This is a genomic window from Pseudohaliea sp., from assembly GCF_054552115.1.
On the sequence record NZ_JBTOLW010000010.1, the window covers coordinates 1 to 20,013 of the forward strand.

Here is a 20,013-nt window from a genome sequence, read left to right on the forward strand (position 1 = left end):
GTTACTCACCCGTCCGCCGCTCTACTCAGTCCGAAGACCTTTCGCGCTCGACTTGCATGTGTTAGGCCTGCCGCCAGCGTTCAATCTGAGCCATGATCAAACTCTTCAGTTCAATCTTTAACCTCCACCCCATCTCTCAACGGGGCAGGAGGGTGAGCTTTCGCAGTTACCCGCGCCAACTCACAAATCTCGGCTCAGACACTCAGAATCAATGATTCATAAATGAATCGATGAGTCACTTGTGTCTGATAACTTTGCTCCCCGGGCAAGCCCGGAGAGTGAGCTACCAATCCAACAAGTGCCCACACATCTGTCTTCATCTGCCTGTTAAGCAACTCGCTCGGCGCCGGGCCGGGCGTCTCGTCGTGGGCAGTGCCCCTGACCGAGGACGCGCATTATACGCAGGCTTTAATGCCCCGCAAGGGCTTTGACAAAAATTTTTCAGAAAAATGTCAGCGGGTTTCCGGGTGCCCGTCAGGCACCCACGCCGGAACGTCGCCGGCGCACCAGCATGACCGGCCCGGAGGCCGCATAGGCCAGGAAAACCAGCAGGAAAACCCGTGGCGGGTCGACCGTCACGAGGCTGAAGCCGAGCACGACCAGGAGGATGACTACGAAGGGCACCCGTCCGTGGAGATCGACCATCTTGAAGCTGTAGTAGGGAAAGTTCGCCACCATGAGCATGCCGATCACTGCCGTGAGCAGGGCGACCAGGACGGCCACCTCCACGGGAAGGGCATCGCCGACCCAGCCTAGGTCGTGGCAGACCCAGACGGTGCTCGCCATGATGCAGGCCGCCGCCGGGCTGGCGAGCCCGGTGAAGAAGTTCTTGTCGGCACTGTCGACCTGCGTGTTGAAACGCGCAAGGCGCAGGGCGGCGCAGGCCACGTAGATGAACGCGGCACTCCAGCCCAGCTTGCCGAGGTCGCCGAGGGCCCAGCTGAATACCACCAGCGCCGGCGCCACCCCGAAGGAGACCATGTCGGCAAGGCTGTCGTACTCGGCCCCGAACTTGCTGGCCGTGTTGGTGAGGCGCGCGATGCGGCCGTCGAGACCGTCGAAGACGAGGGCGAAAAAGATGGCGATGGGCGCACTCTCGAAATCCCCGCGCAGCGCGGCGACGACAGCGTAAAAGCCGCAGAACAGCGCGCCGGTCGTGAACAGGTTGGGCAGGAGATAGACCCCGCGGCGCTTTACGGTGCGCCCGTTCTCGGAGACCTCCTCCTCGTGGTCGTCCACGAGCATATCGAGGCCAACGGTGACCCGGCTGGCCTGGGTCTGAGCCGCGGTGTCGTCCTCGGGCAGTTGCGTGGGCTCGGCGCCCTCCCGCTGCGGGTTGTAGTCATTCATCGCTGGTCCTCCAGCGCGTGGGCAGCCGATGATATCAAATCGGGCCCGGGTAAGTGCGCGCGGCAACATCGCGCAGGGCTTTCACTGGCGGGTTGTCGAGACGCGAAGCCAGGGCCACCAGGCCGATGAGCAGCTCCGGCAGTGGCTCCTTGAGCGGCAGTGCCTCGACGCCCTTCGCCAGCCCGCCGCTCTGCATGACGATCTCCGGCGCAAACCCCACGCCCAGCCCCAGGGCCACCATGGCGACGATGGCCTCGTGGCCGGCCACCTGTGCATACAGGCGCGGGCGGCGGATCCCCTGCGCCGCAAACCAGCGGTCTATCAGCACCTTGGTCACCCCGCGCTCAGGCACGATGAAGGGGACCGCGGCCCAGTCCACGGAGCCGCTGCGCGCCTCCTCCACGGCCAGTTGCCGGCGTACGGCGCAATCGGCCGCGGGGATGCACAGGCACAGCGGGCTTCGCGCCAGGGCGAGAAAATCGAGGCGCGGTGGCAGGCGCTCCGGGCGCAGGGTGACGGCGACGTCGTCGCGGCCCTCCCCGACCCGGGCGATGCCATCCGCCTGGTCACCCGTGTGCAACATGAGATCGACACCCGGACAGGCATCGCGGAAGCGCTCGAGCACCGGCGAGAGGATGCTCCAGGATGCGGTGACCGAGCAGAACAGGCTCACCGCCCCGGTCAGTTCGCTCTCGCTCGACAGCTCCCGGCGAAGCGCCTGCCAGTCGGCCAGGGAGCGCTGCGCATAATCGCGCAGCGCCCGCCCCGCAGCCGTGAGGCGCATGCTGCGCTGATCCCTTTCCAGCAGAGGCCGGCCCAGTTCCTCCTCCAGGCGCTGGACCGTGCGGCTCACCGCCGACACGGACAGGTGCAGGGCGTCAGCGCTCCGGGTGAAATTGAGCGTCGAGCACACCGACAGGAAAACGCGCTGGCTTCGGACATCCATGTTTTGCGTTATACGCAATACAGCGTCGCGAAGATAGCGTTTTACGCAATGATTGCACCGGCGTATCCTGCGTCCTTCATTACAGGAGGAACTCTCATGGCACAGAACTACTTCAACAGCCTGCCGCTGCGCGAGCAGCTGCAGCAACTCGGCAAGTGCCGCTTCATGGCACGCGAGGAATTCGCCGACGGCGTCGAGCCGCTGCGCGGCAGGAAACTGGTGATCGTCGGCTGCGGCGCCCAGGGCCTCAACCAGGGCCTCAACCTGCGCGACAGCGGCCTGGACGTCTCCTACGCGCTGCGCAATAGCGCCATCGAGGAGCAGCGCCAGTCCTGGAAGAACGCCACCGGCAACGGCTTCACCGTGGGCACCTACGAGGAACTGATCCCGCAGGCGGACCTCGTACTGAACCTCACGCCGGACAAGCAGCACAGCGCCGTGGTTTCCGACGTCATGCCGCTCATGAAGGAAGGCGCCTGCCTCTCCTACTCCCACGGCTTCAACATCGTCGAGGAAGGCATGCAGATCCGCGACGACCTGACCGTGATCATGGTCGCGCCGAAGTGCCCGGGCACCGAGGTGCGGGAGGAGTACAAGCGCGGTTTCGGCGTACCGACGCTCATCGCCGTGCACAAGGAAAACGACCCGAAGGGTGAGGGCCTGACGCTGGCCAAGGCCTACGCAGCCGGCACCGGCGGCCACCGCGCGGGCGTGCTCGAATCCTCTTTCATCGCCGAGGTGAAATCGGACCTCATGGGCGAGCAAACCATTCTCTGCGGCATGCTGCAGACGGGCTCGATCCTCTGCTTCGACCGCATGGTGGAGAAAGGCGTGGACCCGGGCTACGCGGCCAAGCTCGTCCAGTATGGCTGGGAGACGATCACCGAGGGGCTCAAGCACGGCGGCATCACCAACATGATGGACCGCCTGTCGAACCCGGCGAAGCTCCGCGCCTTCCACCTCGCCGAGGAACTGAAGACCATCATGCGTCCGCTCTACGAGAAGCACCAGGACGACATCATGAGCGGTGTTTTCTCTTCCACCATGATGGAGGACTGGGCCAACGACGACGCCAAGCTGCACGAATGGCGCGCCGCCACCCGGGACACCGCCTTCGAAAAGACGGCGAACACGGCGACGGAAATCACCGAGCAGGAGTACTACGACAACGGCATCCTCATGGTCGCCATGGTCAAGGCCGGCGTCGAACTCGCCTTCGAGGTCATGACCTCCGCCGGCATCATCGACGAGTCAGCCTACTACGAGTCCCTGCACGAGACGCCGCTGATCGCCAACCTCATCGCGCGCAAGAAGCTCTACGAGATGAACGTGGTGATCTCCGACACCGCCGAGTACGGCTGCTACCTCTTCGACCACGCCTGCCGTCCGCTGCTCGCGGACTTCATGGCCAACGTCGAGACGGACGCGATCGGCACGGGCATGGGCGGCGACAACGGCGTCGACAACCGCGAACTGATCGCCGTCAACGAAGCCATCCGCTCGCACCCGGTGGAGATCGTCGGCAAGACGCTGCGCGGGTACATGACCGCGATGAAAAGCATCCGCTGACCGGGGGAATGTGCTGGCAGGGCACGCCCCTGCCAACCCCGCCCGGGACAGCCCACACCGCTTCCCGGGCGGACCGTTGGGTCAAACCCCGGGGCGGCACTCTCACCCAGGCCCGTGCCAGGTCCTTCCTCAGGGCCTGAGCACCTTCTCCCCGCGGGCGATCCCCGCCACCCCGGAACGCACCACTTCCAGGATCTGTGCATCGCCGACGGCGGCCACGAAAGCGTCCAGCTTCTCCGTGGTGCCCGACAGCTGGATCGTGTAGGTCCCGGGGCTGACGTCCACGACCTGGCCGCGGAAGATATCAGCGGTGCGCTTGAGCTCGTCCCGGTCCGTGCCGGCGGCGCGCACCTTGATCAGCATGAGATCACGCTCGATGTGCGCGCCCTCGGTGAGATCCACGATCTTCACCACGTCGACCAGCCGGTTCAGGTGCTTGGTGATCTGCTCCATATGGCGGTCGTCGCCGATGGTCGTCAGCGTCAGCCTGGACAGCGTCGGATCGTCGGTGGGCGCTACATTCAAGGTCTCGATGTTGTAGCCGCGCTGCGAGAACAGGCCGACCACGCGCGACAGGGCCCCCGGTTCGTTTTCCATCAGGATGGCAATGATACGGCGCATGTCAGCTCCTCTCGTTCTTGCTCAGCCACATGTCCTTCATGGAACCGTTGGGCGCCACGTGCATGGGGTAGACGTGTTCCATGGGGTCCACGTAGACATCCAGGAACACCAGCCGGTCGCGCAGCGCAAAGGCCTCGTCCATGGCGGCATCGAGCTCGTCCTTGTCGCGGACCGTGATGCCGACGTGGCCGTAGGACTCCACCAGCTTCATGAAGTCCGGCAGCGAGTCCTCGTAGGTACTCATGGCGTAGCGCCCCTCGTACTGCATGTCCTGCCACTGCTTGACCATGCCGAGGTAGTTGTTGCGCAGGTTCACGACCTTGATCGGCGTGTTGTACTGGCGGCAGGTTGACAGCTCCTGGATGTTCATCTGGATACTGCCCTCGCCGGTCACGCAGGCGACCTCCGCCTCCGGGAAGGCGAGCTTCACACCCATGGCTGCGGGCAGGCCGAAACCCATGGTCCCGAGCCCCCCGGAGTTGATCCACCGCCGCGGCTGGTCGAAGGGATAATACTGGGCCGCGAACATCTGGTGCTGGCCGACATCGGAGGTGACGTAGGCGTCGCCGTTCGTCGCCCGGTAGAGGCTGCGGATCACGTCCTGGGGCATGATGTGCTCGCTCTCGCCATAGCGGCGACCGGTAAGCAGGCCGTGCTTGCCGCGCCACTCCTCGATCTGGGCCCACCAGCGCTCGAGGGCACCGCTGTCCGGCAGCATCTCCTCCGCCTTGCCCTGGGTGCTCTTCACCTGCGCGAGCAGATCCGCAAGCACGGCCTTGACGGGCCCCACGATGGGGATGTGGGCGCTCACCGTCTTGGAGATGGAGGCCGGGTCGATATCGATATGGATGATCCGGGCGCCGGGGCAGAACTTGCTGACCGTGTTGGTTACCCGGTCATCGAAGCGCGCGCCGACGGCGAGGATCACATCCGCGTTGTGCATGGCCATGTTGGCCTCGTAGAAGCCGTGCATGCCCAGCATGCCGAGGAACTGCCGGTCCGTGCCCGGGTAGGCACCGAGGCCCATGAGGGTGTTGGTGACCGGGTAGTTCAGGTGCCGCGCCAGGGCCACGAGTTCCTCGCTGCCCTCGCCGAGGATGACACCGCCGCCGCTGTAGATCATGGGCCGCCTGGCCGACAGCAGGAGCTTCGCCGCCTTGCGGATCTGCCCGGTGTGACCCTTCTGCGAGGGCTGATAGGAGCGCATGCGGACGCTCTCCGGATAGCTGTACTCGAACTTCTCGTCCGGGCGGGTGACGTCCTTGGGAATGTCGATTACCACCGGGCCCGGGCGGCCGGTGGTCGCCAGGGTGAAGGCCTTCTTGATGATTCCGGGCAGATCCCGGGCGTGCTTGACCATGAAGCTGTGCTTCACGATCGGCCGTGAGATGCCGACCATGTCGGTTTCCTGGAAGGCGTCCTCGCCGATCAGGTGGCTGGCGACCTGCCCGGAGAACACCACCATCGGGATGGAATCCATGTAGGCGGTGGCGACGCCGGTGATGGCATTGGTCGCGCCGGGCCCGGAGGTCACCAGCACCACCCCGGGCTTGCCGGTGGCGCGGGCATAGCCATCGGCAGCATGCGTGGCAGCCTGCTCGTGGCGCACCAGCACATGGGGGGTCTTGTTGGTCTTGAACAGCGCGTCGTAAATATGCAGGACAGCGCCGCCGGGGTACCCGAAGATAAACTCGACGCCCTCGTCCTCGAGGGCCTGGGCGATCATTTCGCCGCCCGATAACAACTCCACGGCCTTCTGGTCCATGGTTTTCACTCCTGCTCAGCCTCGGGCCGGCGCGTACCCGTCGCCGACCGGTGCATGCCTGAAGCGTGTGGCTGAACAGACGCCGGCAAGACGCCGGCAGCTGAGTGCCACTCCCGCCGGGCGCAACAACAGCGCCTACTCGCCAGAGGGGGAATGACAATCACGAGAACCCGTGCGTGTCGCCCTGCGGGGTAGCGCAGTGTCGGACCCACGGCGCCGACCCATGCGGCGGCACCGTCTAACGGGACATGCGGGCAGCTGGATCAACCGGGACCGTTGATGCAGTGGGCCAGAGGACGGGGGTACCCGTCGCTAGCCGTTACCACCAGCACGACGGCGTTGAGTCTGGGTGCCGGAGAAAAGGCTGTCAACCACAAAAAGTCCACGCTGCCGAGCGGCCGCATCAGCGCGTTGCGCCACCCGGGGGGCTGGGTTATGTTCATGGCTCTGCATCCCGACGGCGGAGCTTCACATGAACGTCAGCACACCGTTCCGCGCAGCACTACTTTCCGTGGTCCTGGCCGTTATCGCGACCGCTGCGCTGGCCGCCGATACGCTTTACCGCTGGAAGGATGATCGAGGCAACCTTGTCGTCTCGGACCGGCCGCCCGAGGACAGCGCCGTGGAGTACGAGACCGTTCGCATGGGCGCCAACGCCATGTCCCGCGCCTTTCGACGTCCCGCTGATTCAACGCCCCCCCGGTCGAGTAAAGAGACGGACGCTCCCGCCGGAGCCGGGAGCGATGACGCCGACCCAATGACCCGTGTTGACCTGCCGGAGAAGGACCCCGAGAAGTGCGCGACCGCCCGCGAAAACCTCAAGGCGCTGGAGACCTTCGCAAGAATCCGCACCAAGGATGAGAACGGGGAATACTACTACCTCACCGAGGAGGACAAGGAACGCCAGCGGGAGCAGGCCCGGGACGCCATTCGCGTGTACTGCGAATAGGCCCCTTTGCACGGCCCGCCCCCCGACGGCGGGCGTTCACGCGGCACCCGCGGCGGCCCGGGAGAAACTCACACCCTCCTGCTCCGAGTAATCCACCCTGATCCCGTCCCCGGGCGCATAATCCCCGGCGAGGATGCGCTGCGACAGGGGGTTCTCAAGCTCCTGCTGGATGGCCCGCTTCAGGGGCCGGGCCCCGTAGACCGGGTCGAAGCCGGCGGCGACCAGCTTGTCGAGGAACGCCTCGGACAGCTGCAGTGACAGCTCCCGCTCCGCCAGCCGGGCCCGCAGGTGAGCCAGCTGGATCTCGGCGATGCCGCGGATCTGCGACTGCTGCAGCGGGTGGAAGACGACCGTCTCGTCTATCCGGTTGATGAACTCCGGGCGGAAATGGTGACCCACCACGTCCATGACCGCCGCCTTCATGCGGCCGTAGTTCTCCTCCCCGGCCATTTCCTGGATCAGGTCCGAACCCAGGTTGGACGTCATGACGATCACCGTGTTGCGGAAATCCACGGTGCGGCCCTGGCCGTCCGTGAGACGCCCGTCCTCGAGCACCTGCAGGAGGATGTTGAAAACATCGGGGTGGGCCTTCTCGACCTCGTCGAGCAGCAGCAGCGAGTAGGGCCGGCGGCGTACCGCCTCGGTGAGGTAACCGCCCTCCTCGTAACCCACGTAGCCGGGGGGCGCGCCGATCATGCGGGCCACGGAGTGCTTCTCCATGAACTCCGACATGTCGATACGCACCATGGCCTGCTCGCTGTCGAAGAGAAACTCCGCCAATGCCTTGCAGAGCTCGGTCTTGCCCACGCCGGTGGGACCGAGAAACAGGAAGGAGCCGTTCGGACGATTCGGATCGGCCAGGCCGGCACGGGAACGGCGCACGGCATTGGAAACGGCCGTCACGGCCTCGTCCTGGCCGACCACCCGGTCGTGCAGGGCGGACTCCATGCGCAGGAGCTTGTCGCGGTCGCCCTCGAGCATCTTGGCCACGGGGATACCCGTCCAGCGCGAGACGACCTCGGCCACCTCCTCGTCGGTCACCTTGTTGCGCAGCAGCGTGCGCTCCACGGTCTCGGCTTCCTGGGCCGCCGCCAGCTGCTTCTCGAGTTCCGGCAGCTTTCCATACTGCAACTCGGACATGCGCCCGAGGTCACCCGCACGGCGAGCGGCCTCGAGCTCGATCTTGGCCTGCTCGATTTCGCCCTTGATCTGCGCGGCGCCCTGCAGTGAGGCCTTCTCGGCTTTCCATACCTCCTCGAGGTCCGCGTACTCCTTCTCGACCTTGTCGATCTGCTCGTTCAGCAGCTCCAGCTGCTTGACGGCGCCCGGGTCGTCGTCCTTTTTCACGGCCTCGCGCTCGATCTTGAGCTGGATCAGCCGACGCTCGAGGCGGTCCATGGCCTCCGGCTTGGAATCGATCTCCATGCGGATGCGGCTGGCGGCCTCGTCCACGAGGTCGATGGCCTTGTCGGGCAGCTGCCGGTCGGTGATGTAGCGCTGCGACAGCTTGGCTGCGGCGATGATGGCGCCATCGGTGATATCGACCCCGTGGTGTACCTCGTAGCGTTCCTTGAGGCCACGGAGAATGGCGATGGTGTCTTCTTCGCTGGGCTCATCCACCAGCACCTTCTGGAAGCGCCGCTCAAGCGCCGCGTCCTTCTCCACGTACTGGCGGTACTCGTTCAGCGTCGTGGCGCCCACGCAGTGCAGCTCGCCCCGGGCGAGGGCCGGCTTCAGCATGTTGCCCGCGTCCATGGAACCCTCGGCCTTGCCGGCGCCCACCATGGTATGCAGCTCGTCGATGAACAGGACAACGCGGCCCTCCTCCTTCGACAGCTCGTTGAGCACGGCCTTGAGGCGCTCCTCGAAGTCGCCGCGGAACTTGGCGCCGGCAAGCAGCGCACCCAGGTCGAGCGAGAGAATGCGCTTGTCGCGCAGGCCCTCGGGTACCTCGCCGTTGACCACGCGCTGGGCCAGGCCCTCGACGATGGCGGTCTTGCCCACGCCGGGCTCGCCGATCAGGACCGGGTTGTTCTTGGTGCGGCGCTGCAGCACCTGGATGGTCCGACGGATCTCGTCATCGCGGCCGATGACCGGATCGAGCTTGCCTTCCCGGGCGCGTTCAGTGAGATCGATGGTGTATTTTTCCAGCGCCTGCCGCGACTCTTCGGCCTCCGGGTCATCGACGCTCTGGCCCCCGCGCACCGCGGCGATGGCCTGCTCCAGGGCGGCTTTGCTGACCCCCGCGTCCTGGAGCATCCTGCCCGCGTCGCTATCGCTCTCCAGCATCGCCCGCAGCGCCAGCTCCGTCGAGATGTAGGCGTCGCCACCCTGCTGGGCCAGCTTGTCCGTAAGGTTGAGGATGCGCCCGAGGCTGTTGGAGATGTGGATGTCCCCGCCGCTCCCGGACACCCTGGGCAGCGCATCGAGGCCCGCCTGCACCGCTTCCTTGAGGCGGGGCACGTCGGCGCCGGCCTTCTGCAGCAGCGGCCGCGTGGAGCCGCCCTGCTGGTCCAGCAGGGCGGCGAGCAGGTGCAGCGGCTCGATGAAATTGTTGTCCCGGCCCAGGGCCAGGGACTGCGCATCGGCCAGCGCGTTCTGCAGCTGGTTGGTGAGCTTGTCCATTCGCATAGCGTTGTCTCCCCTGCCGCCGCTATCGCGGTCGACAATCAATTCGTCAGGAAGACTATTGGGCCAGAAATGACCTTTTTCAATGACGGGAGCGGCGCGACAGCTTCAGGGATTGATGAGAATCAAGGAAACCATGCGACCGGTTTCACCGTCGCGGCGCCAGGAGTAGAAGCGGCCCGCGTCACTCGCCGTGCAGCGCGGGTCCCGGTAGCACGCCGTAACGCCGGCCGCCGCCAGGCGCGCGCCCGCGAGCGTGTGCAGGTCGCCATGGAGCCGGTCCTCGCGGCCGGGGCGGAAGGCCTCGTCCAGCGCCGCCGGGTCCCCGGGCCACTCCGCCGCGAAGGCCTCGCGCACTTCCGGGCCGACCTCGAAGGCCCGGGGGCCGATGGCCGGGCCGAGCCAGGCGCTGAGTTCCCCGGGGTCGACCGCCATGGCGTCGATCGTCGCCTCGAGAACGCCATCCGCCAGACCGCGCCAGCCGGCATGGGCCGCAGCGACGACTCCGGCATTCGCGCTGCAGAGCAGCACCGGGAGGCAGTCCGCCGTGAGAACGGCACAGGCGACACCGGGCCGGCGGCTGACGGCGGCATCCGCGGGCGCGGCAGCGTCATCGCCATCATCGACCACCCGGGTCCCGTGCACCTGGTGCAGCCAGCGCACCGACGTCCCGGGCGGCAGCGCGGCGGCCAGGCGCGCGCGGTTGCGAGCGACCGCGGCCGGGTCATCCCCCACATGCAGTGCCAGGTTGAAGCCAGCGTAGGGGGCGACGCTGGCGCCGCCATCACGGGTACTGGTCAGGGCGGTCGCGCCACCGGGCAGCGGCCAGGCCGGCCGTTCAAGGGCCATGGCCAGCGCCCCTTCCCGCGTTTCCCGCCGGGTCCTCGCTGCGCAGCACCGCCAGCAGGCGGGCGAAATCCCCGGCGAGCGCGCACTCGAAGGCCATGGGCTGGCCCGTTGCCGGATGCAGGAGCTCAAGGGCGCGGGCATGCAGGGCCTGACGGCGGAAAGCGCGGAGCGCCTCGATGAGGCCATCGCTGGCCCCCGCGGGCAGGCGCAGGCGCCCGCCATAGACCGGGTCACCAACGAGGGGATGGTGACGGTGGGCGAGATGGACGCGAATCTGGTGCGTGCGGCCGGTCTCCAGCTTGACCCGCAGCAGCGTATAGTGGCGGAAGCGCTCCGCGATGCGGTAGTGAGTCACCGCTGCCTTGCCGCCGTGAGGCACCACCGCCATCTTCTTGCGCTGCCGCGGGTGGCGGCCGATCGGCGCATCAACGGTGCCACCGCCGGTCAGGGCGCCGAGACAGAGGGCGAGGTACTCCCGGCCGACGGTGCGGGCCTGGAGCTGCTCCACCAGGGAGCGGTGCGCCGGCAGCGTCTTGGCGGCCACGAGCAGCCCGGACGTGTCCTTGTCGAGCCGGTGGACGATGCCGCCGCGGGGCAGCGAGGCCATGACCGGTGCGTGGGCCAGGAGCGCGTTGACGAGGGTCCCGTCACCGTGGCCGGCGGCCGGGTGCACGACCAGCCCCGCCGGCTTGTCGATCACGATGATGTGCTCGTCCTCGTAAATGATAGCGAGGGCGATGGCCTGCGGGGCCCAGCTGACCTCCTCGCCCTGCTCGGCGGCCACGGTCAGCATATCGCCCGCGGCGACCCGGTCCCGGGGGCGGCGCTGCTCCCCCCCCACAAGAAGCTCCCCGGCCTTGATCCAGCCCTGGAGCCGGGCCCGGGAGTAGTCGGGAAACAGGCGCGCTGCGGCCTGGTCGAGGCGCTCTCCCGCCTCGCTCTCTCCCACTGTCGCCGACAACTCGATGCGTTCCGGCATGTCTCTTCCGCTGGTTTGCGCTGGTTTCCGGTGTTTAAGCGGTGCAGCGTCTATGCTTAAATAGCGGCCCGCATGCAGCATGGTACCACGCAGCCGTGAGCCGCCCCCGCCACACTTCCGCTATCGCCCGCGCCCTGCGCGGCGCCGCGGCCCTGTGCCTGGCGGCCCTGCTGATCGCCTGCTCCGGCAACGACGACATGCCGGACATCGCCGCCGACAGCGGCGAGCAGCAGATCTATGACCAGGCCCAGCGCTACCTGAACAACCGCAACTATGACCTGGCGGTGCGCAGCCTGCAGGCGCTCGAATCGCGCTATCCTTTTGGCAAATACGCGGAACAGGCCCAGCTCGAGATCATCTACGCCCATTACGGCGCCTACGAGTACGAGGCCGCCGTGGAAGCCGCAGACCGCTTCATCCGCCTACACCCACAACACCCGAACGTCGACTACGCGTATTACCTGAAGGGCCTGGCTGCGATCAACTCGGAGCGGGACTTCCTCTCGCGCTTCATCCCCATGGATGAGACCAAGCGCGACGTGTCCCGGGCCAAGGAGGCCTTCGCCGAGTTCGCACAGCTGCTCTCACGCTATCCGGACAGCCCCTACGCCGCGGACGCCAAGGCGCGTATGGTCCACCTGCGCAACCTGCTCGCGCGGCACGAGATCAACGTCGCCAACTATTACATCCGTCGCGGCGCCTACCTGGCCGCCGCCAACCGCGGCCGCTACGTAGTGGAGAACTTCCAGCGCACGCCGGCGGTGCCGGACGGGCTTGCGGTGATGGCCCAGGGCTACATCTACCTGGGCATGGACGACCTCGCCCGGGATGCCATCGAAGTGCTTCGCCTCAACTACCCGGAGCACCCGGCGCTCGACCGGGACGGGGAATTCAAAACCAGCTACACCCTGGAGGGGCAACAGCGCTCCTGGATCAACAAGCTGTCCTTCGGGCTCTTCGATCCACCCCAGCCGCCGCAGTTCAACTACCATCCGCGGCCGGGCTGAGCCCGGTCAATCGCCCGGCAGCCACGCCGAGGTGATCGGGTAGCGCCGGTCGCGGCCGAAGCCCCGGCGGGTGATGCGCACGCCGATCGGCGCCTGGCGGCGCTTGTACTCGTTGCGGTCCACCAGCTTCAGCACCCGCTCCACCTGGTCCCGGGGAAGGCCTGCGGCGATGATCGTCTCCGCACTCTCGTCCCGTTCCACGTAACGCTCCAGGATGTCATCGAGCACCGGGTACGGCGGCAGACTGTCCTCGTCGCGCTGGTCCGGCGCCAGCTCCGCCGACGGGGGCCGGTCGATCACCCGCTCGGGGATGCACGGGCCGAGACTGTTGCGATAGCGGCAAAGGGCATAGACCAGCGTCTTGGGAACATCCTTGAGCACATCGAAGCCGCCGGCCATGTCGCCGTAGAGCGTCGAGTAGCCGACGGCGAGTTCGCTCTTGTTGCCGGTGGTGAGCACCAGGGCACCGCTCTTGTTGGACAGGGACATGAGGAGCACGCCGCGACACCGCGCCTGCAGGTTCTCTTCCGTGGTGTCCGCTGCAAGGCCCTCGAAATGCGGGGCCAGCGCCTCCATGAAGGCGTTGTAGGCGCCCTCGATGGAGATGACCGAGTGGCGCACGCCGAGGAGCCGGCTCTGCTCCGCCGCATCCTCGACGCTCATGCTAGAGGTGTAGCGAAAGGGCATCATCACCGCTTCGACCCGGTCCGGGCCCAGGGCCTCCACCGCGACCGCCAGGGTCAGCGCCGAATCGACACCGCCGGAAAGCCCCAGCACCACGCGCGGAAAGCCGTTCTTCTCCACGTAGTCGCGCACGCCGAGCACCAGCGCCTCCCAGGTCGCCGGCAGGTCATCGAGGGGCGTGACCTCTGGGCCCTCGAGGTTCACATGGCCCGCCCCGTCAACCGCAGCGGAGACCCAGCACTCCGCCTCGCGGAAACTTGGCGCACTGGCCGTCACCTCGCCCATGGCCGCCACCGCGAAGGAACCGCCATCGAAAACCAGCTCGTCCTGGCCGCCCACCTGGTTCACGTAGACCACCGGGATGCCCGCGGTGCGCGCCCGGGCGCCCACGACCTCGAAGCGTTCGCGCTGCTTGCCGCGGTGAAACGGCGAGGCATTCAGGTTGAGGAGCAACCTCGCACCGGCGGCAGCGCTGTCAAGGATCGGGGCTTCCTCCCAGATGTCCTCACACACAGACAGCGCAACGGGTACGCCGGCGATGTCCACCACGCACGCCGCGTCGCCGCTGGCGAAATAGCGCTTCTCGTCGAAGACCTGGTAGTTCGGCAGGCAGCGCTTGGCGTATTCGGCAACCAGTTCGCCGCCGCGGAGAACGCCGGCCATGTTATAGAGGCGGCCGTCCACGCGCCGTGGATAGCCGAGCACGACCACGGCCTCGGCCGGCAGTTCGCGGCGCAGACGGTCCAGGGCGCGCTGCACCCGGCCCTCCAGGCTGGGACGCAGCAGCAGGTCTTCGGGCGGGTAGCCGGAGAGCGTCAGTTCCGGGAATACGATAAGCGGCGCGGGCTTTTCGGCAACGGCACGCCGGGCCACGGCGAGCACCCGGTCCGCATTGCCCTCGAAATCACCGACGCGGGTGTTGAGCTGGGCCATCAGAATGTCGAGTGTCGCCATGGGTCAACCGCGGAGCTGGGGCTGGAGGGCCGGTATTCTCCGGAAAAGCGGCGCCGCTGGCCAGTCCGCCGCACGGCAGGCGCTGCTGCTACACTGGCGGCGCAAACGCGACCCTGGATGCGACCGTGAGCAGCCCCTCGATCCTCGTCAGGCCCAGCCCGAATCCCCCGCCGCAGAACCGGGTGCTGTACCGCATCTACCTGGCATACCGGGCGCTGCTCGCCGTGGTCTTCCTGCTCCTGCTGGTCATCCCCACGACAAGCCAGCTCGTGGGAGCGCTGAACCCGCTGCAGTACCTCGCCATGGCGCTTGTCTTCCTCGGCTCGTGCATCCTTCTACTGCTCACCGTGAGTCGCCAGTGGCAGCGCAGCAACACCTTCCTGGTGCTGCTCTTCGCGTTCGATATCATGGCAATCATCACGCTCGCCGATGCCAGCGGCGGCATGGGCAGCGGCTTGCCGCTGCTGCTGGCCATTGCGACGGCCGCCAGTGCGGTACTGATCAGCAACCGCACGCTGGCGACCCTCGTCGCGGCCCTGGCGGTGCTCGCGGTGCTCTCGGACACGATCCGGCTGATTTCCCTCGGGCACCTGGCTATTGCCGACCTCTTCCCGGCGGGCCTCCTGGGGCTGCTCCTCTTCGCGGTATCCACGCTGGTACAGATCATCGCCGCACGCCTCGGCCGCGCCGAGGCCCTCGCCCAGGCCCGCACGTCGGACCTCTACACCCTGCAGCGCCTGAACGAACAGATCGTGCAGTCGATGCAGGCGGGAATCCTCCTGGTGGACCCGGAAGAGCGCGTGCGGGTCATGAACCAGGCCGCCTCCGCCATGCTGATGCCGGACCGGCCCGCCGCCATGGAGCAGGGCCGGGAGCTCGCGGAATACAGCGCGGAGCTTTGCCGCCGGCTGCGCGGCTTTCGCGCCACGGGTATCCAGGCCCACGGCCCCTTCCGCATCCACCCGGAAGGCGTGGAGCTGGTGCCGCGCTTCCGCCGCCTCGACAATGGCGAACGGGAACCGCAGACCCTGGTGTTCCTCGAGGACTACAGCCCGGTGGCCCAGCACGCCCAGTCGCTGAAGCTCGGCTCCCTCGGGAGGCTGACGGCGTCCATCGCCCATGAAATCCGCAACCCGCTCGGGGCCATCAGCCATGCCGCCCAGCTCCTCGATGAATCGCCGCAGGCCGATGCCGGTGATCGACGGCTCCTCGATATCATCACCACCAACAGCCAGCGTGTGAACGAGATCGTAGAAAGCGTGCTGCAGATCTCCCGGCGGGAGCCACCCCGCCCCGAGCTCCTCACGCTCGCGGACTGGCTGCCCGGCTACCTGGGTCGCTACCGATCGGCCTGCGAGCCTGCCCCACGCATCATGCTGGATGCCGCGCCGGGGCTGCGGGTGGAGTTCGATCCGGAGAACCTGGAGCGCGTGCTCAACAACCTCATCGACAATGCCTTGCGCCACGGCGCGGAGAAGACCGGCCGCCGCGAGTGTCGCCTTCACGCCCATGCGGACGCCACGGGCACGCAGGTTCTCCTCGATGTGCTCGACGCCGGCGAGGGGGTGGCTCCGGAAGACGTCGCCCGGCTCTTCGAGCCCTTCTTCAGCCGCAGCAAGAGCGGCAGCGGCATGGGCCTGTACCTGTGCCGGGAGCTCTGCGAGCTGAATAACGCCAACCTGGTTTATCATCCCAAGGAAACCGGCGAAACCTGTTTTCGCATCGCCATGGCGCGACAGGCCGCCACCGCCTGACCCGTGCAGGCGCGGAGCACAATAGCTGGACAAGATGCCATGACTGAACAGAACGTCCTCATCGTCGACGACGAACCGGACATCCGGGAACTGCTGGAAATCACACTGTCGCGCATGGGCCTTCGCACCACCAGCGCGGCCAGCCTCGCCGAGGCCCGGCACCTCCTGGCCGGCGACCCGCCGCAGCTGTGCCTCACCGACATGCGCCTGCCCGACGGCAACGGTATCGATCTGGTCCGCCACATCCAGCAGGCCTTCCCGCGGCTCCCGGTCGCCATGATCACCGCCCACGGCAGTATCGATGCGGCCATCGAGGCCCTGAAGGCGGGCGCGTTCGATTTCATCAGCAAGCCGGTGGATCTCGATGGACTGCGTCGCCTCGTGGAGCAGGCACTGCAGGCACCGCCGGAGGAGGAAAGCGGGGACGAGGGCGGCATCATCGGGGACACGCCGGCCATCCGCAGCCTTCGCCAGCAGGTGGACAAGGTTGCGCGCAGCCAGGCGCCCGTGCACATTCACGGCGAGTCCGGCACCGGCAAGGAAGTGGTGGCGCGCCAGATCCACGCCCGCGGGCCGCGCGCCGGCGGCCCCTTCGTCGCGGTGAACTGCGGCGCCATTCCCGCGGAACTCATGGAGAGCGAGTTCTTCGGCCACGTGAAGGGCGCCTTCACGGGCGCCACGCGCGACAAGCAGGGTTTATTCGCGCTGGCCCGGGGTGGCACGCTGTTTCTCGATGAAGTGGCGGACCTGCCCCTGCACATGCAGGTCAAGCTGCTGCGCGCGATCCAGGAGAAAGCCATCCGGCCCGTGGGCGGTAGCGAGGAGGAACCCACGGACATCCGCCTCCTGAGCGCCACCCACAAGCAACTCGCCAACGAAGTCGGTGCGGGCCGCTTCCGCGAGGACCTGTACTTCCGCATCAACGTCATCGACCTCTACGTACCGTCGCTGCGCCAGCGCAGGGGCGACCTGCCGCTGCTGGCCCGCGCGCTCCTTGCACGGATCGCGGAGCACAGCGGACTGTCGGCACCGGCGCTGACGGACGACGCCATCGCAGCGCTCGGCGCGCACAGTTTCCCCGGGAACGTGCGTGAACTGGAGAACATCCTGGAACGGGCGCTCGCCCTTGCCGAGGGCGACAGCATCGATGCGAGCGACCTGCGCATCGGCCAGACCCCGGCAATTCCCGGCGGCGAAACGTACAATCGCCGCCGCGACGACCGGGACCGCCTCGACGCGGTCGGTGGCGACCTTACCGGCTACCTGGAGGACATTGAGCGCGAGGTCCTCGCCGTCGCGCTGGAGCGCCACCACTGGAACCGCACGGAGGCCGCCGGCGCGCTCGGTATCTCCTTTCGCAGCCTGCGCTACCGTCTCAAGAAGCTCGGCCTCGACCAGCAGTAGCGCCAGGTTCAATCGCTGTCCAGGAGCAGATCGAGCCAGTAGTACCGCCTTGTCGCAAGACCCTTTGCCGCCAGGAAGCGCTCCCCCACACCCTGCGCGGCCAGCGCCTCCGCCAGCCCCGGGACACGAATCGCTCCGTCCACCGGGTATGGCCCCTCCAGTGCCTGGCGGCCGAGCGACAGCGCGTCACCGCTGGTCCCTTCGAGCATCGGTGTCGCAGTCTCCAGGTCGACAACCACCACGAAGCGCTCTGCACTGGCACTGTCGCAAGCGCGGGACAGCCTGGTGTGGGTGGCGAGGAAGACCCGACCGCCATCGATCAGCGGTGCGACCGCCAGCGCATCACCGGGCGCCGCATCGGCGAGGTACCAGCCGGGTCCGGCGTCTGGCGGACAGCCAGCCGTCTCACAGTCTCGCGCGGCGTCGAGGTCGGCTGCCACAACGGTAACTAGCGGTGCATCGGGGTCAAGGGCGTAGTCCCGCACCAGGAGCAGATCGATCCGGGACCCCGCACCCTCCTCGACCAGCGCCGGGAGAAGCAGCCCATCGAAGGGCCGGCCCGTGCCGTCCACGGCCCGGAAAAGCTCGGGGGCGACCGGGAACGACACCCGGCCGGAAACACTCGCCAGCGCCTCGAGGTCGGCAAGGCGGGAGAGCCGCCAAGCCTCCGTCGGCCCCGGGGGCAGATCCAGGCGCCAGAGGGTACCGGCGCTGTCACCGAAGTACGCCCGGTAGGCCCGGCCCTGCGCGTCCTCGAGCATTGCCGGCGCGTGCTCGAGCGCCGCCGGCAGCAGCGCAGCGCGGGCGCTGCGCGAGTCCCAGAGTACCGCGCCGGAGCGTGCGTCAGCGGCAATGAGGCGACCGTCCCCGGCATGATCCCCCGGCCGGGCCGGGTACAGGAAAGCCTCGACGAGAGCCCGATCGATCAGCAGCAAAGCGCTTGCCGGCCTCGCCGACGGGGCCACCTCGAACGGCGGGTACGCGGGCAGCCCCGCGGCACCCGGCAACAGCGCGCCCCGGGACGGACAGGCGGCCCCGGCACCCCCCTGAGCCTGCGCGCCGACAGGAACAAGCAGCAGTACAGCGAGCAGAGCGCACGCTGCCGGGACCGCGGCCCGAGCACCCGTCATGGCGCCGTCCTTTCCATCGCAACAGCTGGCAGCACAAGGCCCGCCGCAAGGGCGACGGGGGCCGGTCCGTCGATGCGCACGCGCGCCTCGATGCGCTGCCGCCGGTACACGCGGGCGCTCGATGCCCCGGAGATTTCCTCCCGCGGGCGCGGGCGGACCGAGGGTGGCGCCAGCGAAACCGAAACGACCCAGTGCGCCGGCGCTTCCTCGAGGAAGGCGGAGAGCGAGGGAAAATCGGACGCACAGTACTGGTCCACCGGGCAGTGCTCACTGCCCGCGTGCCAGCGTTCCTCCGTGCGTCTCAGGAGGAGCTCCAGCGCTGTTTCGGCAAAGTTCCGTGCACGGATCGCCTCCCAGCGCCAGGCCGCGCCGCGTGCCTCCAGCGCGCTCTCCCGGAGCGCTGCGCCGACCATGAGAGCGACGGCGAGACTGAGCACGAGCACCGTCGGCAGCACGACACCGGCCACCGATTGCTGTGACTTCGCGGCGTTCACGCCGCACCGCCATGGACATTGCGAAGCCGCACGGTGCGCAGGTAGACGCGGTGCAGGAAAGGGTCATCTGCGGGAATCGCCACGCGCTCACTGCCGAGCTGAAGCACTCTGGCCTGCTGCGGCAGCCCCAGGGGCGTCAGCGTGCGCACTTGCAGGTAGACGGTAGCCCGAGTCGCAGACAGCAGCTCCACCGCTGACGGCCCCGCGACGGCATCGTCGCTGCGGCCGTCGCGATCCCGGTCAACGTGAAACACGACGTGCAGCCGCTCAACCCCTTCCACGAGACATTCGGAGCGCATGCCTGCGCCAAGAAGGCGCTCAACGCAGAGCGTGGGCACATCATCGCCGGGAAAGACCGAGTAGTCGCGCACGTAGAAGATCGCGTTGTGCCATTCGCGGACTTCCCTGCCGTCGTCAGGCAGGTCGCCCGGCGCCGGGGAAGCCCCCAGATACAGGTACTCGCCCCGGCCGACGTCATCGGCTGCCAGGTACCACTGCGTCCCGCGTGGCTCACGGCCGCCCGGACCGGTTGGCAGCGTCGCGGCTCGCCTCAGGGCCAGTAAATCCGACCCGGCCTGCAGGTAGCGCGCCGGAAGGCAGTCCGGCGTCGTGCCATCCGTCAGTTGCAACCGCTCCCGCGTGCCTCGATCCGCAAAAGCCAGCGACGGCCGCAGCGCCAGCGCCCAGCCGTCGCTCACGCCGCAGCCCGGTGCGCCGGGCGGGGGTATGGCGGTCTCCACACCGGCGCGAAAGCCCGCCATGGCAAGCTCGCTGGCAAGCAGATCCAACCCGCGATCACCGGCCCGCTCGAGCCGGGTGACCGCCGTCTGCCAGAGCAGCGAGCGACGCGCGGTGAGCACAAGCTCGGTCGCCAGGAGCAGCAGCAGTGCGCCGAGCCCGAGGGCCACGACAAAGGCTACCAGGGTCATG

At 67.6% G+C, this 20,013-nt stretch carries 16 protein-coding genes and 1 rRNA gene; 5 read left to right on the plus strand and 12 right to left on the minus strand.

Features of this window, described 5'->3' with window-relative positions; translation table 11 throughout:
- The 3 genes from ACX93N_RS06880 to ilvY all read right to left on the minus strand — a co-directional run.
- Positions 1 to 112, minus strand: a 16S ribosomal RNA gene (locus tag ACX93N_RS06880); the annotation flags it as partial.
- Positions 113 to 474: 362 nt separating this feature from the next.
- The gene (pssA, locus tag ACX93N_RS06885; protein ID WP_459427665.1) at positions 475 to 1,350 is read right to left on the minus strand and encodes a CDP-diacylglycerol--serine O-phosphatidyltransferase; all 876 of its coding nucleotides are present in this window, start codon (positions 1,348 to 1,350) and stop codon (positions 475 to 477) included.
- Between the two features lie 34 nt (positions 1,351 to 1,384).
- Entirely contained in the window at positions 1,385 to 2,296 is a 912-nt protein-coding gene (gene ilvY, locus ACX93N_RS06890) for an HTH-type transcriptional activator IlvY (RefSeq protein WP_459427666.1), read from the minus strand.
- Positions 2,297 to 2,392: 96 nt separating this feature from the next.
- Between ilvY and ilvC the strand changes: the two genes are divergently transcribed.
- The gene (gene ilvC, locus ACX93N_RS06895; RefSeq protein ID WP_459427667.1) at positions 2,393 to 3,865 is read left to right on the plus strand and encodes a ketol-acid reductoisomerase; all 1,473 of its coding nucleotides are present in this window, start codon (positions 2,393 to 2,395) and stop codon (positions 3,863 to 3,865) included.
- Positions 3,866 to 3,994: 129 nt separating this feature from the next.
- On the opposite strand, the gene ilvN is transcribed toward ilvC, so the two are convergent.
- Together ilvN and ACX93N_RS06905 are read right to left on the minus strand one after the other, a co-directional pair.
- Positions 3,995 to 4,486, minus strand: a complete 492-nt coding sequence (ilvN, locus tag ACX93N_RS06900; protein WP_459427668.1) for an acetolactate synthase small subunit — start codon at positions 4,484 to 4,486, stop codon at positions 3,995 to 3,997.
- A 1-nt stretch (position 4,487) separates the two neighbouring features.
- Complete coding sequence (locus tag ACX93N_RS06905; protein WP_459427747.1) at positions 4,488 to 6,236, minus strand: acetolactate synthase 3 large subunit; 1,749 nt, start codon at positions 6,234 to 6,236, stop codon at positions 4,488 to 4,490.
- A 487-nt stretch (positions 6,237 to 6,723) separates the two neighbouring features.
- On the opposite strand from ACX93N_RS06905, the gene ACX93N_RS06910 reads away from it, so the two are divergent.
- Positions 6,724 to 7,200 (plus strand): DUF4124 domain-containing protein, encoded by a 477-nt coding sequence (locus ACX93N_RS06910; RefSeq protein WP_459427669.1) that lies wholly within the window; start codon positions 6,724 to 6,726, stop codon positions 7,198 to 7,200.
- 36 nt (positions 7,201 to 7,236) lie between these two features.
- Here ACX93N_RS06910 and clpB read toward each other — a convergent pair whose 3' ends face one another.
- From clpB to rluD, 3 genes are all read right to left on the minus strand, one after another.
- Entirely contained in the window at positions 7,237 to 9,831 is a 2,595-nt protein-coding gene (gene clpB / locus ACX93N_RS06915) for an ATP-dependent chaperone ClpB (RefSeq protein ID WP_459427670.1), read from the minus strand.
- Positions 9,832 to 9,936: 105 nt separating this feature from the next.
- On the minus strand, positions 9,937 to 10,677 hold the full coding sequence (gene pgeF / locus ACX93N_RS06920) for a peptidoglycan editing factor PgeF (RefSeq protein WP_459427671.1): 741 nt from the start codon (positions 10,675 to 10,677) through the stop codon (positions 9,937 to 9,939).
- Positions 10,667 to 11,656, minus strand: a complete 990-nt coding sequence (gene rluD, locus ACX93N_RS06925) for a 23S rRNA pseudouridine(1911/1915/1917) synthase RluD (protein WP_459427672.1) — start codon at positions 11,654 to 11,656, stop codon at positions 10,667 to 10,669. Before rluD ends, pgeF begins: the two co-directional genes overlap by 11 nt.
- A gap of 95 nt (positions 11,657 to 11,751) precedes the next feature.
- On the opposite strand from rluD, the gene ACX93N_RS06930 reads away from it, so the two are divergent.
- Positions 11,752 to 12,663, plus strand: a complete 912-nt coding sequence (locus ACX93N_RS06930; RefSeq protein WP_459427673.1) for an outer membrane protein assembly factor BamD — start codon at positions 11,752 to 11,754, stop codon at positions 12,661 to 12,663.
- Between the two features lie 6 nt (positions 12,664 to 12,669).
- Here the strand turns inward: ACX93N_RS06930 and ACX93N_RS06935 are convergent, their stop codons facing one another.
- Positions 12,670 to 14,301, minus strand: coding sequence for an NAD+ synthase (locus ACX93N_RS06935; protein WP_459427674.1), 1,632 nt, complete (start codon positions 14,299 to 14,301; stop codon positions 12,670 to 12,672).
- Between the two features lie 125 nt (positions 14,302 to 14,426).
- On the opposite strand from ACX93N_RS06935, the gene ACX93N_RS06940 reads away from it, so the two are divergent.
- Entirely contained in the window at positions 14,427 to 16,055 is a 1,629-nt protein-coding gene (locus ACX93N_RS06940) for a sensor histidine kinase (RefSeq protein ID WP_459427675.1), read from the plus strand.
- 39 nt (positions 16,056 to 16,094) lie between these two features.
- Complete coding sequence (locus tag ACX93N_RS06945; protein ID WP_459427676.1) at positions 16,095 to 17,459, plus strand: sigma-54-dependent transcriptional regulator; 1,365 nt, start codon at positions 16,095 to 16,097, stop codon at positions 17,457 to 17,459.
- Between the two features lie 8 nt (positions 17,460 to 17,467).
- Here the strand turns inward: ACX93N_RS06945 and ACX93N_RS06950 are convergent, their stop codons facing one another.
- From ACX93N_RS06950 to ACX93N_RS06960, 3 genes are all read right to left on the minus strand, one after another.
- Positions 17,468 to 18,394, minus strand: a complete 927-nt coding sequence (locus ACX93N_RS06950) for a hypothetical protein (RefSeq protein WP_459427677.1) — start codon at positions 18,392 to 18,394, stop codon at positions 17,468 to 17,470.
- Positions 18,395 to 18,585: 191 nt separating this feature from the next.
- Positions 18,586 to 19,083: a hypothetical protein gene (locus ACX93N_RS06955; RefSeq protein ID WP_459427678.1), complete on the minus strand. Its 498-nt coding sequence runs from the start codon at positions 19,081 to 19,083 to the stop codon at positions 18,586 to 18,588.
- Positions 19,080 to 20,012, minus strand: a complete 933-nt coding sequence (locus ACX93N_RS06960; protein ID WP_459427679.1) for a hypothetical protein — start codon at positions 20,010 to 20,012, stop codon at positions 19,080 to 19,082. Before ACX93N_RS06960 ends, ACX93N_RS06955 begins: the two co-directional genes overlap by 4 nt.
- Position 20,013: the final 1 nt, after the last annotated feature.

Excerpts from the sequence above, each read along its gene's own strand:
- pssA (WP_459427665.1), bottom strand. The coding sequence starts at position 1,350 with ATGAATGACTACAACCCGCAGCGGGAGGGCGCCGAGCCCACGCAACTG.
- ilvY (WP_459427666.1), bottom strand. The coding sequence starts at position 2,296 with ATGGATGTCCGAAGCCAGCGCGTTTTCCTGTCGGTGTGCTCGACGCTC.
- ilvC (WP_459427667.1), top strand. The coding sequence starts at position 2,393 with ATGGCACAGAACTACTTCAACAGCCTGCCGCTGCGCGAGCAGCTGCAG.
- ilvN (WP_459427668.1), bottom strand. The coding sequence starts at position 4,486 with ATGCGCCGTATCATTGCCATCCTGATGGAAAACGAACCGGGGGCCCTG.
- ACX93N_RS06910 (WP_459427669.1), top strand. The coding sequence starts at position 6,724 with ATGAACGTCAGCACACCGTTCCGCGCAGCACTACTTTCCGTGGTCCTG.
- clpB (WP_459427670.1), bottom strand. The coding sequence starts at position 9,831 with ATGCGAATGGACAAGCTCACCAACCAGCTGCAGAACGCGCTGGCCGAT.
- pgeF (WP_459427671.1), bottom strand. The coding sequence starts at position 10,677 with ATGGCCCTTGAACGGCCGGCCTGGCCGCTGCCCGGTGGCGCGACCGCC.
- rluD (WP_459427672.1), bottom strand. The coding sequence starts at position 11,656 with ATGCCGGAACGCATCGAGTTGTCGGCGACAGTGGGAGAGAGCGAGGCG.
- ACX93N_RS06935 (WP_459427674.1), bottom strand. The coding sequence starts at position 14,301 with ATGGCGACACTCGACATTCTGATGGCCCAGCTCAACACCCGCGTCGGT.
- ACX93N_RS06945 (WP_459427676.1), top strand. The coding sequence starts at position 16,095 with ATGACTGAACAGAACGTCCTCATCGTCGACGACGAACCGGACATCCGG.
- ACX93N_RS06960 (WP_459427679.1), bottom strand. The coding sequence starts at position 20,012 with ATGACCCTGGTAGCCTTTGTCGTGGCCCTCGGGCTCGGCGCACTGCTG.